13 protein-coding genes and 1 pseudogene are annotated in these 14,006 nt (G+C 47.6%); 3 read left to right on the top strand and 11 right to left on the bottom strand.

The features are described from left to right. Positions 1-430, bottom strand: a pseudogene (locus ACQY6Q_RS11345) (hypothetical protein); the annotation flags it as partial. Positions 431-494: 64 nt separating this feature from the next. Next, entirely contained in the window at positions 495-1,319 is an 825-nt protein-coding gene (locus ACQY6Q_RS11340) for a sterol desaturase family protein (protein ID WP_427981492.1), read from the bottom strand. A gap of 277 nt (positions 1,320-1,596) precedes the next feature. Between ACQY6Q_RS11340 and ACQY6Q_RS11335 the strand changes: the two genes are divergently transcribed. Further along, on the top strand, positions 1,597-2,793 hold the full coding sequence (locus tag ACQY6Q_RS11335) for an HD-GYP domain-containing protein (protein ID WP_427981489.1): 1,197 nt from the start codon (positions 1,597-1,599) through the stop codon (positions 2,791-2,793). Between the two features lie 23 nt (positions 2,794-2,816). Here ACQY6Q_RS11335 and ACQY6Q_RS11330 read toward each other — a convergent pair whose 3' ends face one another. The 3 genes from ACQY6Q_RS11330 to ACQY6Q_RS11320 are packed head-to-tail and all read right to left on the bottom strand — an operon-like array spanning position 2,817 to position 4,330. Next, a complete protein-coding gene (locus tag ACQY6Q_RS11330; RefSeq protein WP_427981486.1) occupies positions 2,817-3,257 on the bottom strand; it encodes a copper chaperone PCu(A)C in 441 nt (146 codons plus the stop codon). Positions 3,258-3,266: 9 nt separating this feature from the next. Continuing rightward, entirely contained in the window at positions 3,267-3,881 is a 615-nt protein-coding gene (locus ACQY6Q_RS11325) for an SCO family protein (RefSeq protein WP_427981484.1), read from the bottom strand. Next, positions 3,878-4,330, bottom strand: coding sequence for a hypothetical protein (locus tag ACQY6Q_RS11320; protein ID WP_427981481.1), 453 nt, complete (start codon positions 4,328-4,330; stop codon positions 3,878-3,880). The genes ACQY6Q_RS11325 and ACQY6Q_RS11320 overlap by 4 nt, the downstream gene beginning before the upstream one ends. 152 nt (positions 4,331-4,482) lie before the next feature. Between ACQY6Q_RS11320 and ACQY6Q_RS11315 the strand changes: the two genes are divergently transcribed. Beyond that, complete coding sequence (locus tag ACQY6Q_RS11315) at positions 4,483-5,355, top strand: DUF6279 family lipoprotein (protein WP_427981479.1); 873 nt, start codon at positions 4,483-4,485, stop codon at positions 5,353-5,355. A 5-nt stretch (positions 5,356-5,360) separates the two neighbouring features. On the opposite strand, the gene ACQY6Q_RS11310 is transcribed toward ACQY6Q_RS11315, so the two are convergent. After that, the gene (locus ACQY6Q_RS11310; protein ID WP_427981476.1) at positions 5,361-5,966 is read right to left on the bottom strand and encodes an acetate uptake transporter; all 606 of its coding nucleotides are present in this window, start codon (positions 5,964-5,966) and stop codon (positions 5,361-5,363) included. A gap of 158 nt (positions 5,967-6,124) precedes the next feature. Between ACQY6Q_RS11310 and ACQY6Q_RS11305 the strand changes: the two genes are divergently transcribed. Beyond that, positions 6,125-6,487 carry a 5-carboxymethyl-2-hydroxymuconate Delta-isomerase gene (locus tag ACQY6Q_RS11305; protein ID WP_427981473.1) on the top strand — a complete coding sequence of 121 codons (363 nt, stop codon included), beginning with the start codon at positions 6,125-6,127 and terminating at the stop codon, positions 6,485-6,487. On the opposite strand, the gene ACQY6Q_RS11300 is transcribed toward ACQY6Q_RS11305, so the two are convergent. The 5 genes from ACQY6Q_RS11300 to ACQY6Q_RS11280 form a co-directional block, all read right to left on the bottom strand. Beyond that, positions 6,484-7,482 (bottom strand): alpha/beta hydrolase-fold protein, encoded by a 999-nt coding sequence (locus ACQY6Q_RS11300; RefSeq protein WP_427981471.1) that lies wholly within the window; start codon positions 7,480-7,482, stop codon positions 6,484-6,486. The two genes, ACQY6Q_RS11305 and ACQY6Q_RS11300, sit on opposite strands and share 4 nt — an antisense overlap. Positions 7,483-7,535: 53 nt before the next feature. Then, positions 7,536-8,216 (bottom strand): MaoC family dehydratase, encoded by a 681-nt coding sequence (locus ACQY6Q_RS11295; RefSeq protein WP_055734146.1) that lies wholly within the window; start codon positions 8,214-8,216, stop codon positions 7,536-7,538. Positions 8,217-8,372: 156 nt separating this feature from the next. After that, complete coding sequence (locus ACQY6Q_RS11290; protein ID WP_427981468.1) at positions 8,373-9,587, bottom strand: phosphoenolpyruvate carboxylase; 1,215 nt, start codon at positions 9,585-9,587, stop codon at positions 8,373-8,375. After that, complete coding sequence (locus ACQY6Q_RS11285; protein WP_427981465.1) at positions 9,584-10,243, bottom strand: hypothetical protein; 660 nt, start codon at positions 10,241-10,243, stop codon at positions 9,584-9,586. Before ACQY6Q_RS11285 ends, ACQY6Q_RS11290 begins: the two co-directional genes overlap by 4 nt. Beyond that, positions 10,240-13,953 carry an ATP-binding protein gene (locus ACQY6Q_RS11280; protein ID WP_427981463.1) on the bottom strand — a complete coding sequence of 1,238 codons (3,714 nt, stop codon included), beginning with the start codon at positions 13,951-13,953 and terminating at the stop codon, positions 10,240-10,242. Before ACQY6Q_RS11280 ends, ACQY6Q_RS11285 begins: the two co-directional genes overlap by 4 nt. Positions 13,954-14,006: the final 53 nt, after the last annotated feature.

Genomic DNA, 14,006 nt, shown 5'->3' with positions numbered 1-14,006 from the left:
ACACAATAAGTGCGTATTCGGCTAATACGCCCTGAGCGGGCAGACGTTGTTGGTAAAGCAAACCCAAGACTAGGCCTAAAATTAGCAAGCCAATTAGCTGTAATGGGTCTTTAAACAAGGCCCACTTGTTAGCACTACGCGCTTGCAGTGGCTCGGCCTGTGGCATGTCTAAAAAACGCCCCACCCAAACTAGAGCCGATAGGTTAAACAGTAATAACAAGGCGATTAAGCTAAGGCTTTGATAGAGCAATTGCAGAATGTTTTGACCCAGATTATCAACAAAAGCCAAGCCATAACCCATTAAGAACAGGATGAGATAGAGCATCCAGCTGCTTAATCGGCGAACAAGTGTTAATCCAGAAGGATGTTTTAGGGGAATGGCATAGCCAACAATTAATGCACCTAAAATAATCAATAAGCTGCTATACATCTCTGCGTCCTTACTCAAGCGGAGCTGAAATATAGCAGTTAATACGGCGGCTCTCCAGTTTCGATTAAACCTTGTTTATGGACGATTTATTGAGTTTGTTGGAGGAGCGAAAGGGCAGGCTAAGCAAACCGGGTAATTGCCGATTGTCTTTAGCCAACGGCCAGTTGGCTAGGCCAAAATTGATCCCTTGATGGCCTTGCTCAGGCTGGGCTCGGTAGCTGCGAAACAGTTTATCCCAGCAGGATAGGTTGAAGCCGTAGTTGCTGTTATGTTCATGATAAAGCTGAGAGTGGTGTACTCGGTGCATGTCTGGGGTAACCAGCGCGCGTCTTAGCCGCGCATCCCATCGCTGCGGAAGGTTCAGGTTGCTATGATTAAACATGGCCATACCGTTAAGAATGACTTCAAATAGAAATACTGCGACAAGTGGTGCGCCCAACATTACGATTAGTCCCAATTTAATCGCCATCGATAAGATTATCTCGATGGGGTGAAAACGCAGACCAAGGCTAACATCGTAATCGGGGTCAACATGGTGAACACGGTGTATTCGCCAGAGTAGCGGGATGGCATGAAATAAGCGGTGTTGCCAATAAATGGCAAGGTCAAATAGCAATAAACAGATAGCAATACTGAGCCAGCTGGGCAGTGCCAGTTGATTCAATAAGCCCCAATGTTGCTGTTCAGCCAGCGAACTTAAGCTCAAAGTTCCTAAGGGAAATAACCATTTAAGCGCAAGGCTGTTAAGCACAATTAAGCCAAGGTTACTTGGCCAGCGTTGCCGCCGAGGAAGGCGCCGAGCATGCCTAGGCCAAGCCCATTCCAAAATCATGAATAGACTAAGTAGTCCAACAAATAGCGCTAGTCGCCAAAACTCTAAGTATTGCATGGGCTCAGTATAGTGAAGCAGTAAAGAAGCTCCAAGGCTTAACTTGGTTTATTGAGATGCTAGATACTTAGCTGCTGCTGGTTATCTGGCAAGGGGTATTTATGACGTGATGGAGAAGCTATAAGGCAATGTTATAAGGTGATTTTCTTATGCTGATATTTATTCTACTTTTTTGATAGCTATAACAATTTCAAGGCTTAGCACAGGTTATTTTGGCCGATTGATTTAATATAGCTGAATTGGAATTAGTAGTTACCTCAAGTAAATTCTCAAAGTTATGATCGAGCCTAAACCAGATCTAAGAATCGTAGATATTAACTCCTTAAAAAAGGGGATGTATGTGGTCGCGATTGCTAACCAAAAAGGCAAGGCAAGCGTCGCTAAACCCGGTCGCATTACCGCAGCTAAACAACTTCAAGTGTTAAAAAATAAAGGCATTATTAATGTCACTGTAGACTGGTCGCAAAGCGCCGTTGAAGAGGTGCCAGAACCCACCCAAGCGGAAGCTGGCAGGCGCGCCGCTGTTCCTGAAACAAGAAGTTCTACTAAAGAAAGTGACCAACGCGCTGCCAAGCGCCTATTTGATGAAGCCAAAACGTTACAAAGTAAGTACTTCAAACAGCTGCAACATGGCCAGTCGATTAATTTGCAGCCAATGGAGCGGGCAGCCGAAGGTTTGATTAATTCTTTGGAAAGTCAAAGTAATGCCTTGTTGTGTTTAGCCAAAATTAGGGCCAAAGATAAGTATTTAATGGAGCACTCGCTCAACGTGGGCATGTTATTAGCTTATTTTGGTCGTTTCTTAGGCATGAATAAAAATCAGCAAAAACAGTTGCTGATGGGGGGCATGTTGCACGACATTGGCAAAATCAATACTCCCGATGAGGTGCTACAGAAACCCGGTAAATTAACCGACGAAGAATTTGTGATTATGCGCCAGCATGTGGTGCATAGTTACCAAATCCTCAAGGCCCAGGAGGGAGTATCAACTATCATGTTGGATATTGCCCGTAACCACCATGAGCGTTTAGACGGCAAGGGTTACCCTAATCAACTTAAGGGCGACCAGCTTTCTGAAACCACCCGCATGGCCAATATTGTAGATTGTTATGACGCGCTTACCGCGGATCGAGTCTATAAGAGTGGCGTGCCGCCTACAGCGGCCTTTCGAATTTTATTGGCAAGTGTTAATAGTCAATTTGATAAGATCTTGGTTGAGAAGTTTATTCGTTGTATGGGGGTATACCCAGTAGGCACAACGGTGAGATTAAAATCGGGTCGTTTAGGCGTAGTGGTGCAGCGTAATTCAGATAAGCCATTAAAGCCGGTGGTTAAGGTGATCTTCAATACCTTGACCAATACTCATACCGAAGTCAGATTACTCGACCTGAGTAAATACTCGCACGATCTCATCGAAGCGGCGGTATCGCCACGGGATTATGGCCTGTCCATTGACAATTATCTGGTGGACTAGTCCTCAGCTCCCGTGACCAAGTATTAGTGTTGCATATTCTTCATTAGCATTACTTTTTTCACCGGCAGCTTAATGTGCTGCTGGCTGCCATCGGAGAAATGAAGATCTAGGCTAAGTTGCTGGCCTTCTTCAAAGGCATGTTGAAGGTCAAATAACATCAGGTGTAAACCGCCAGGCTTCAGTTCTACAGTGGAATGAGCAGGCACTTCTATTTTTTCAATTTGACGCATTTTCATCACATCACCATCCATTATCATGGTGTGTAATTCGACTCGGCCGGCGGCTGGTGTATTAGCCGAAATCAGGCTGATGCTGCGTTCTGTGGGGTTGCTCAGCTGTAAAAAAATAGCACTGGTGGGGGCATTAGGAGGAGTCGCTCTGGCGTAAGCGCCAGTTAATTCTAGAGAAGCCGCTAAAGAGTAGCCGCTCAACATGAGGCTTGTTATTAGTATCAATGCGCGCATAGTGGATCCTTATAGTTGGCTTAACAGTTGTTGTATTTTATCGATCACTGGTTGAGGGTCTAGGGTATGAGGGACTTTAGCTAGCAACTCTCCCTGAGGGTTAATGAAATAGAAAAACGAATTATGGTCCACGCTATATTCAAGTTCCGAGTCGGGAATCTCCACATATTGATAATATACCCCCAGGCTTTGACTTAAGCCGAGTAACTGCCCTTCTTGAGGGCTTAATCCCACGATATCGGGATGAAAATAGTGGGCATAGGTCGTTACCATTTCAGGTGTATCTCGTTTCGGGTCAACGCTAATAAACAAGCTTTGTAATTGCTCAGCTTGAGGCGCTGAAATCCCTTGCAGCGCGGCACTAAGCACCGCTAATGAGGTGGGGCAAACGTCGGGACAGTGGGTAAAACCAAAGTAGGCAATATATAAACGCTTCTTATCGCTTAAGCCCTTAAAACGGCCATCACTACTGGTTATTTTAAATAAGTTGTTAGGCACCTTGGCTATCACCGCAGACTTGGCCACTGGCACCTGAGGGCTTGGGGCTTGGTTAAACCATTGGAAACTAACAATTCCGGCAACGGCACTCAGACAGACTACGACTATCCAGGAGAAATACTTCATTGGCTATCAACCTCAAAACTAAGGGCTAGGGGACGACTGGCATCCAGTGATGTTATTTCGGCTCGCCAGCGCATTTTTCCGGTATTGCAAATGGGCAATAATAGCTCGCTTTGATAACTGCCATTGGCGTTGGCTTGCAATTTGACTTTAACTTCACCCATATACATGTCTTTACCCTGTAAACGTAGTTCCAGAGGAGGTGGGTTTTCCAGATCGGTGCTTAGGCGCAGAGGTTGAGCCAACATTGCCGGAAGCGTGTTTGAGGGCAAGCTAATTTGCCATTGCTGTTGTTCTACAAACCAACTGCAACGGCCTTGTTGTAATGCAGAGCAATGCTCAAAGTGAATATCAGCTGGCTTCGCTTGCCAATAGCTATAGCCAAAACCCAATGCAAACGCACCCGCAATTGTGCCGCAGACCAGCAGTGTTTTTTTAATTAAAGCAGACAATTATCCGTCCATGGTATTGAGGCGCCAAGGCGCGGTTAACGGGCAAGCTAATCTACTCTGCTTGCTTTCATCTCTCAAGCCTAAATAATAATAGCGAGAATAACTGAGAACTAATTCCAATTCCTTCGGTCTGTTTATAGAAAGGAGAGCCGATGTCTAAACGAGTGAGGCGATGGACGGTAGTGCTGTTACTGAGTGTTTTGCTCAGCGGCTGTGGTATGCGTTTTGTTTACAATAATCTCGATTGGTTGGCCTATTGGTTGATAGATGATTATGTAGAGCTCACAGAGCAACAACAGCAGCAATTTGAACCGATGTTGCTAGATTGGCTCGCTTGGCACCGCAGTAGCCAGCTGCCTATTTATTTGGCTCAGTTACAGTTATTGCGGGCGCAAATTGTTGCCGGGATCAGCCCTCAGCAATTAAAAGAACAGGTGGCTGCTTGGCGGGAAAATCTGCGAGTAGTGGCCAACTATGTCTACCGAGACCTGGCCGAGCTAGCCCAGAGCGCAACACCACAACAGGTGAATCAGTTTATTAGTCAACTGGCGCAACAGCAGCCAACGGAGCACCGCCAGCAAAGCCATCTGGAATACCGTCAAGTGCATCTCAGCGAGAGTGTTGAGCGCTGGCTGGGGAGTGTGAATGCTCAGCAGCAAGTGCTAATTGAACGGATGGCCGAGCAATTAGTGGATACTCGCCCCGATTGGTCTGCGGTGCAAAGCAAGTGGCAACAATATTTGGCCTTCAGTATGAGTCAGCCGCGTCAACAAGCCTACCTAGAGCAGCGTTTTTATGTATTGTTAGTTGAATCTGAGCAACTTTGGCCGCAGCCGCTAGCGGCGCGTTTTACCGCAAACCATCAAATATGGGCGCAGGGAATGAGCGAAATACTGGCCTTGGCTAATGCCAAACAAAAGCGCCATTTGTTGGCAAAGCTGGATGCTTATATAGAAGACTTACAATTATTGATAGGTGATGACAGTTTGACTAAGCCTGCGGTACTGGCAGGCTTAGCCAATTAGTTAGCTTACGCGGCAACTTTCAGCGCTTGTGGCTGTTGCTTAAATTGTAGCGGACGGCCAACTGGCAAAATGGTGCGACCAAATTCGCCATTGAGTACTTGGGCCATGGCAAAATAAATCGCCGATAAACCACAGAAAATACCCTCAAAACCGGCGATGGTGCCGATTAAGGCACTGCCAGTAAAGTCACGTATGGCCAATAACGCAAACAATAACGTTAGGCTACCAAATACCACTTGTTTGGCGGTGGGGTAACGTAATGAACCAATAAACATGAAGGCGGTAAATAGGCCCCACAGGCTTAAGTACCAGCCCATGAACCCATGTGGACTGGCTTCGGCCAAGCCCATTTTAGGCAGTAGCAATAAGCCAACAAAGCTAAGCCAGAATAAGCCGTAAGAGGTAAACGCGGTAGTACCGAAAGTATCGCCTCGTTTGAAGCACATTATGCCGACGATAACCTGTGACAGGCCGCCATAAAACAGTCCCATGGCTAGGATCATGGCATCAATAGGAAAAAAACCAGCATTGTGAATGTTGAGTAAAACGGTAGTCATACCGAAACCCATTAATCCAAGTGGGGCGGGGTTTGCGGTAGTGGTGGTGCTCATAGTGTGTGCTTCCAAAATAAAGGGTAAAAGTGATGCGCTTTGTGGGCGGTGCATTATCTGAGCGAGACTAGCCGATTGATGTGATCTAGATCAATCTTTTATTTGGTTTTTTTAATGGAATTTCGCTAGGTATTTTCCTAAGGTGGAAAGACCATCGAATGGGTAAATTTAGGCGTCCTATGCCACATTGTATCGTTGAATATTCTGCTGATTTAAAAGCGCATGTTGATATTCAGCAAGTCTTGCATCAGTTGTTTGATTTGCTTGAAAAAAGTGCTGAGTTTGATAGCGCGGCGATCAAGTTAAGAGCGCAGCCTTACAGTGATGTATTCAGTGGTTTGGCCGACCACAGTTTCATGCATATTCGCTTACATATTCTATCCGGGCGTAGCCCACAACAGAAATTGGCGCTGACTAGCGCCATCGTGAACGGTTTGTCTGCCCAGTTAGCCATGGTAAAAAGTTTGAGCGCCGAAGTAGTGGATATTCAGCGCGAAAGCTACACCAAGCGGCTGACTTAGTCCGCAGCGTTTAAGTCAAATTTATCCAAAAGGGTTAAACGGGTGAGCGCTAGCTGGGTTGGCCCCTGTGGCTGGTGAATCAAGCGTAAACAACCAATTTCACAAAACAGTAAATCCTCAGCCACCGGGTAGAGCTGAAAGCTCAGTTCGTTATCTTGCAAATCCTTACACAATAAGCGCAGACCTTGTTGAGGATGCAGCTCAATGCTTACGTAGTCTTGTTGATTGCCATAGTCGCCAATAAACAACTTGGGATCGAGTTGTGAAGCGGCTGGGCGTTGCGCTTGAGAATTTGCTTGTTCGAGCAACCAACACCAAAAGCTTTGGCTGGCATACACATCATCCCAGATGTTGTGAGCGTGCTGAGGATACCAAGTGCTATGCAGCGGAGCCTGCCGTGGCAGCAGACTGAGTTTGTCGGCCAGCTCTATCGAAAATTCGGCTGGAATTACTTCATCTTTGAGGCCATGAGCTAGATGAATCGGCAAGGCGTTGAGGCGCTGGTAGAGTTCGTCACAGATGGGGCGAGCGGGTAGCTTCAACGACCAAGGAGCCAGGCGGTTTGGGTCGCCAGCAGCGAGAACACTCAGTGCGGCGAAGCGTTGCGGCTGAGCCAAGGCAAGGTTGGCCACACCAAATCCCCCCATGCTCAAACCGGTTAAATAGATGCGCTGAGGATCAATATTAAATTGCTGTTCAATTTCGTCTAATAAACTAATTAGTTCATGTACTGCCCAAGCGCTGCGCCCCTCTGGAATATGTGGGCTAATACAAATAGCGTCTAGGTGGGCCTTTTGTAAGTAAGCATTGGGGCCAAAATCGAGTAGTTGTTTGATGTTACCGCCAATTTCACCGCGACCATGTAAAAACAATACTAAGGGATAGGCTCGGTTGGCCTCTAATGACTGCGGCTGGCTCACCAAATAGTGATAAGAAGGATATTGCTGATGATGATGATGTTGAACAGAGATGGAATGAGAAAGCGCTGTGTTCACGTTAAGCTCCTTTAACTAACCCTAACGTGAACCATCATAGCGATTAAAAGCGATTAAAAATAGAGACGTACCACCGATTCCACCACACAAGCTGGGCGACGACAGCCTTCAATTTCCACGGTGATTTCTTTCACCAGTTCTAAACCGCGTTTAATCGGATTCACTTTAGTTAAGCGGGTGCGGGCACGGATCCGGTTATTCACCTTAACTGGATAAGGGAAACGCACTTGGTTAATGCCGTAGTTCACCATCATCTTTGCCGAAGGATATTGCGGGTTATCTGGGTCAACACTTTCGGTGAGCGCGGGCAATAAAGACAGGGTTAAAAAGCCATGAGCAATAGTGGTTTTAAACGGCGATTCTTCGGCGGCACGCTCGGGATCGGTATGTAACCATTGGTGATCCTTGGTTACGTCGGCAAATTGGTTGATTCGCTCTTGAGTAACAGTGAGCCAGTCGCCAATGTGGATCTCTTCGCCTAACTGCATCGACAACTCCTCCAATAACGCTTCGGCTTTGGGGTGTAGTTCAATGGTCTCTTTAGTGTTGGCGGGTTGCTCGGCAGCACTGCTAAGTTGGTGTTCTTTAACCCAACTCACTAACTGGTGGTGGTGAGCTTTATTAAGAAACTCGAGCCAATAGTCACGAATGGCCGGAGATAGCCAATCCTTTAACTCAAATGGGTTTTGAGCCAGCATTTCTCTCTTTTTCTTAATAAAATCAACTACCTTCATGTGCTCTCTCTAATTTGCCCAGGCTCTTGAGTGGGCCTATTCTAAAATAATCGCTAAGTCAGTCAAATAATTCTTAAAACTAAAGCTAGATCACAGTAAACAATCTAAGCCCTAGCTGCTGGTTTTAGTTGCCCGGTTGAATATGTTAGGCCGAATTTAGCGCAGCCATACTTGTAAATCTCGAACAATACGATTGCCGCTAAATTGCGGGTGAGGGTCTTCAATAGGATCTAAGGCAAAGTAATTACGTTGTTCTTCGGGCAGCGCATGGTAACTTCCCCATACTTGATAAAGCCAAGCTTCAGCATCCCACTGTAATTGATTTTGTTGATAATAGTCTAATGCGGTTTGGCCAACTGCGTTCTCAATCACAGCCAACAAATAGTTTTCAACATCTTGTTTAATCCGCTGCTCTTGTAGCGCAAACAACTCGGTCTCGCTCAGCATTACTGCCCGCTCCGGCTCGGCTGGAGTGAGTTTGCTGGCTTGGCGCGGTGCCAATTGGCTAACCAAGAGCAGTAAATCTTGCTCGTGTTGGCTATTGTGAATATCGACGCTGGCGGGAGCAATTAAAGCTGCCGCCTGATTGAATAAGCTTGGCACATCCAGCTGTTGGCTGGGGTCATGAGCCTTAAATTCTGGGTGCTGAGCATGAAATAGCTGCAATCCTTTGAGTAAGCGCGATTTACCGCGCAATTCACGGAAGCGCCCCAGTAGGGTCAATAGCCGAGTTTGTACCACCGCCAATTCTTGAGTGCAGTCATGTACCGCCTGACTGAGATGAAGAACCAAGATTCGGCGCAGTTCGCGAATGTCTCCAGCGATTTGGCTTAAGCTGTCGAAGTTAAGTAGGGCGAGGCTATTTAATAGCTCGCTAACCTGTTGCTGGGCTAATTCATTTTCGCGGATTTTGGCACTTAAGCTGGGCACGTAACCAAACTCGTTGTTAATTCGCCCCCACAATACCCGCGAGCTATGGCGCAGGCTTTCGGTGAGGCTATAGCTATGTTCACTCAAGTCATTTAAATAGACTTCGGCTGCGGCTAAGTCGCCGATGTGTAAGGCTTCCTTATAATGCGCCGCCAAGGTTTTAATGGTGTCGAGGCGAGAGCCCACATTGGCGTCAATTTGCCGATTGCGGGTATCACTCAAGGCTTCTTCTAGCAGTCCGCGCAGATGCGAACTCAGATGCAAGCCTTCATCCGCTGCTGGGCGCCAAATCACTCCGGCCTTAAGCAGGCTTTCAATTTGTTTGCTGCTTAGTTGGCTTTCATCCAAGCTGCCGTTAAGGTAGCCGTGCATCAGGCTTTCGCCGTGGCGAGCCAGTAGCTTAAATAGCTTTAAGCCCGCCTGGTGCAAATGTTGGTTCACAGTAGCGACTCCTGCTGACCAATTGCATCGAGGGCTTGTTGTTCTAGGCCAAGCCCCTCGGCTTCGTCGATGAAGCTAATCACCTCAAAGATGTAATCAACTTTGGCGGTGGCGATATAAATTTGTTTTTCTTGGTTGGGGCGCACCAAATACCCTTGCTCACACAAGCGTTTAAATATTTGTTTAAGCTGGCCATCCACTTGGCTGCTGGTAGAGCCAAATAGTTTATATTGAGCAATTTTCGCCAGTTGTTCGCGTAGTGCAGGCGTATCTTCCACCACCGTTTGTAATTCGCTTAGGCGCAGCGCCGAGCCTGCGCTGATAGGGCTGTCTTGGCCTTGGGCTTCTTGGCTGAGGATCAGCCATTCGCTGAGCGGTAACAGGTTGCCCGCTATCTCATTAAACTGTTGGCTAAGCACTTTATGTTCGGTATCACCCAATTGGCGATAGGCGCAAAAGTAGACTTCGCCTTCACAGGCACTGGCCAAGCGACGGTTGAGTACATGTAAGTGGCTGTCGATACGTTCTCGGTTATTGCTGTCACTCAGAAAATGAAAACCATCTTCATCGCTAATTTGGCAGATAAATTGCCCACTTAACAGGGCTTCCAGTAGCCGGCCGGTTTCACTCATGCCGGTGGCGCTAGGCATACTCATTGTTGACTCTCCACGGTGGATTGGGCTTGGGCGGCTTTAGCGGCTTTGAGTTTTTCTTGTAAGGGATTAAGCCGAGGTTGTACCACTTGTAGTTGGCGCTTATCGCGGTTGATGATGTAGCGATGGGTAAATAAATCCAAGACTTCTGACTCTGGATTAGGGAAGGCGCCGAGAATGCGAATTTGGTTATGGTCGCAGGCATCAAAAATTTTCTTCACGTTGCTTTGGTGCAAGGTACCTAACTCATCGATGGGCCAGTGAATGTAGGTATCGGCATTGCCGCGTAGCAGGCGAGTAAAGGCCAATAGAAACTTACATAAAATCAGGTAGGCCATGCCGTGGCTACTGGATTCATTTAGCTGGCGATCGGTGCGGATCAACAAATCACTGTTGCCTTCGCGCAGGCTCAGCTCAATCATCAATAGCCTTGATACCCCTTCTTTGAGGGCGCTGCGGCCAATAATGTCGAGGGCAATCCGCATGCTGTTGGCGTAGTCTTCGTTAGGCAATTGGCTAAAACCTTGCTGCTGCCAGTTGTTGAAGTTATCCACGAATAACTTAAGTTCGTCCCAAAATTCCAACTCGCTGATTTTAGAGCGAATTTTTACCGCTGAATCGGACACCCCGTCTAGGCTTAAGTCTTCGCCAATTTCGCGGGTAATGCGGCGGCTTTGGCTGAGAATACGTTGGTCGATGTCACTGAGGTTTTGGTAAAAGCTGCAAATACTCATGCCTAGGTTACGGCCGTGGTCGATTAAACCCTGTACCTTTTGTGGTACCAAGCCGTTGAGCAATTCGGCTAAATGTGGCACGAGGTCGCGATAGGCCACGTTGGTTTCACCCTCGTCGTTGGTGTGTCGACAGGTGCTGCGCGAGCGCTCCCACGTTTCGCTTAAATCCGAACCGGCTTGCTGGGCGAGTAAGCTGTCGAAGTGGCGCACTGACTCGTTCACTTGTTCCAAGTGTAGGTTACGTTGCTGGATTTGTTGCTCGGCTTCGCGGCTGCGCTCGGCTGGGCTGCCTTGAGCCTGCTCAGGTTTAGTCACTGGCAGTGCCGGCAGCGCCAGTTGTTTGATTTTACGTATTAGGTTTTGGCATTGGGCGTATTGTTGTTCTACTTGCTCTAACTGTTGTTTGTGCTTGCTCAATAAGGCTTGCTGGCTATCGCGCTGCTGTTGATAGTTGGCTAATTGCTGATTCAGCGCTTGCTTGGCTTCGCCTTGCTGTTGGCGCGCCGCTACCAAGGCCTGATTAAGCTTAGGTTTTTGACTTAACCAGACTTGTTGATGCCAAATTTTATATTCACTCACTTCATCGCGGTATTGCTCGGCGTCTTGAATGTTTTGGTTGAGTTGGCGCTTTTGTTTGGCTAAGTCAACAATCAATTGGTCATCTAAGCCCTGAGCTTGTAGCTCTCCTCGGTACCATTGCTCGGATTGTTTTAAAGCCTGCTTGGCTTGAGCTTGGCGCTGGCTGATGGCCTCCTGCGCTTGGCTAAGCTGAGCCTCTAGAGAGTCAATTTTTTCTTCCCACCAGGCTAGAGTTTCTAACTTGGCTTCTTGATGCTGTGCTTGTAATTCACTTAAGTAGTCTTGGTGCTGAGCCTGCGCCTTGCTGAGGTAGTCTTGTAGCTTGCTTTGGCTCTCGCGTGACTCCTGCTGGCGCTGTTTTAAGGCTTGCGAAAACTGTTCTTTAAGCAGTTGTTTTTCTTCCTGTAAGCGCTGGTATTTATCGTCGCAATTATGCAGGGCTGCAGTGGCTTCGGCTAGCGCCAGTTCTTGTTGTTGCACGGCTTGATTGGCGGCATCGAGTTCTTGTTCAGCTTGTTGGCGTTGCTTTTGCGCCTTGAGCAGCGCCTGTTGAACCTGCTCTAATTGTTGCTGAATTTGTTGCTCACTGGCGGCGCACTCCGGCGCATCAATGGCTTTTAGATCAACTACCAAGCCATAAAGGCTATGCTGCTGCTCTTCGGCATGCGGTTTTAAATCGCGACGCTCTAAGAGGGCGGGGTTAATCAGTTTACCAATGCTCTGTTCCCAGAGTGGGTGTTCTTGGCGCAAGTGAGCCAGCAGGCTGCCATCGGCAGGGTGCAAGCGTTGTTGCAAGGTGTCTAGCTGTTGGCTTAGCTGGTTATGCTGCTGGCTGGCTTTGGCCAATTGCTGGTCGGCTTGCTGGCGTTGCTGCTTAAATTGCTGCAGTTGTTCACTGTGTTGGCGAACTTGTGCAGATAAAAGTTGGCGCTGCTGAGAGGCTTCATCAAGGCGGTTGTCCATGATGTTGAGCTGGCGGCTTTCTTCCTCGTTATAACCCATTTGTTGAGTGCGCGCTTCATGCTGCGCCAACTCTAGCTGGGTTTTGTGTTGCTGCTGCTGGAAGCGTTGCTCCAGTTGAGTAATTTGCGCTTGTTGTTGCTGTTGTTCGCTGCTGAGCTGGGCTTGTTGCTGTTGTTTTTCCTGATTTAACTGTTGTTGTAGCTGATCTTTATTGTTATGCAGCTTATTCAGCGCGCGGTTTAGCTGTTCGTTAATGTCGCTCTTACGTTGGTTGAAGTGGGCTTCAATGTCGCTGTGCTGCTCGGTTAATAGCTGGTGGCGTTCGCTCACTTCGCGTAATTGTTCGCGCCACTGCGGCAGTTGCTCTAACGCGGTTAAAGCCTGCTCAATGTTTTTGTCTTGCCAGGCTTGGTATTCATCTTCAATTTGATTGAGTTGCTGATCGAAGTGTTTCACGTCGGCATTGGCCGCCGACAGCGTTTGGTTGAGCTGTTCGCGTTGGTTTTGCCATTGCTGCTCTAGCGCGTTGAGATCTTGTTTTAGCTGATTGATTTGTCGCTGTCCGCTCTGAGTTTGGCTGTACAGCTCGCTTTCATCATCTTTTAGTTGTTGCTCAAGTAGACGCAATTGCGCCTCACTATTCAGCAGCTGCTGATGAATTTGTTCCAGTTTGACAAACTTAGGACGAATCGCCTCAAATTGTTGAATTAAGCGAGTTTCTTGGATCCACGCTTGGGCCTTATTGGCATCTACCCAGGTGGGTTTTAGGGTGACGCCGTCTTCTTCCATGATCGCCGCAATCATCGACTTGATGGTTTCCATCTTGCCTTCTTTAGAATGCACCGCCTTGGCGAGTTTTTCGATATGGCGCAAGGAATGTTTAGGGTCGCACATCGAAAACTGGCGCGCGTAGCCTTTTAGCGCACTGTCACCGCTGTTTTGTAAACTGCGATCGTTTTGAATGATGGCGCGATATTCACGGGTATTGAGAAACTTAGTGGTCGCTAGCGCCTGGCCTTGATAGAGCTGCTTTTTCAGCTTTTGACCCAACTTAGCCGGATTTAAAAACCAAGTACCTTGCTGGTCTTGTTTTTCGATGAAATCTTCTAGCTCAAAGGGCTTGCCAATGAAGCGGTACTTTACCCCTTGCTCTTCACGACCCGAGGACAATACCACTTGTGCCTGCTGGCCATTATACTGTTGGTATTCAAAGATGATGTAGCTGGCTTCTCGCGGTAAATACCAGCGCTCGAAACTGTCGCGGGTACTGGGCACGACTCGGCTTGGATATTCGCCATAAAAAACTGGAATCAAGCGTTGTAGGGTGGTTTTACCCGAGGCATTGGTGCCACATATATTACTATGTTGGTCGAGTTTCAGTTCTACTACACCGCTGAGGTGGGTGTCGATCAAGATGATCCGCAATAAGCCAGACAAAGTGCATCCTTTTTAAATTTAGCTAGTTCGTCTCTTGCTTGCAGGGCAAGAGG

This window comes from Agarivorans sp. (assembly GCF_050295395.1).
Taxonomy (GTDB): domain Bacteria; phylum Pseudomonadota; class Gammaproteobacteria; order Enterobacterales; family Celerinatantimonadaceae; genus Agarivorans.
Note: the sequence above shows the minus strand (reverse complement) of the source record. Positions and strands in the feature narration are given on the sequence as shown.

What these genes read in the sequence shown, in the direction of transcription:
- ACQY6Q_RS11310 (WP_427981476.1), bottom strand. Translation starts at nt 5,966, where the DNA reads ATGAGCACCACCACTACCGCAAACCCCGCCCCACTTGGATTAATGGGT.
- ACQY6Q_RS11315 (WP_427981479.1), top strand. Translation starts at nt 4,483, where the DNA reads ATGTCTAAACGAGTGAGGCGATGGACGGTAGTGCTGTTACTGAGTGTT.
- ACQY6Q_RS11285 (WP_427981465.1), bottom strand. Translation starts at nt 10,243, where the DNA reads ATGAGTATGCCTAGCGCCACCGGCATGAGTGAAACCGGCCGGCTACTG.
- ACQY6Q_RS11325 (WP_427981484.1), bottom strand. Translation starts at nt 3,881, where the DNA reads ATGAAGTATTTCTCCTGGATAGTCGTAGTCTGTCTGAGTGCCGTTGCC.
- ACQY6Q_RS11330 (WP_427981486.1), bottom strand. Translation starts at nt 3,257, where the DNA reads ATGCGCGCATTGATACTAATAACAAGCCTCATGTTGAGCGGCTACTCT.
- ACQY6Q_RS11295 (WP_055734146.1), bottom strand. Translation starts at nt 8,216, where the DNA reads ATGAAGGTAGTTGATTTTATTAAGAAAAAGAGAGAAATGCTGGCTCAA.
- ACQY6Q_RS11335 (WP_427981489.1), top strand. Translation starts at nt 1,597, where the DNA reads ATGATCGAGCCTAAACCAGATCTAAGAATCGTAGATATTAACTCCTTA.
- ACQY6Q_RS11305 (WP_427981473.1), top strand. Translation starts at nt 6,125, where the DNA reads ATGGGTAAATTTAGGCGTCCTATGCCACATTGTATCGTTGAATATTCT.
- ACQY6Q_RS11340 (WP_427981492.1), bottom strand. Translation starts at nt 1,319, where the DNA reads ATGCAATACTTAGAGTTTTGGCGACTAGCGCTATTTGTTGGACTACTT.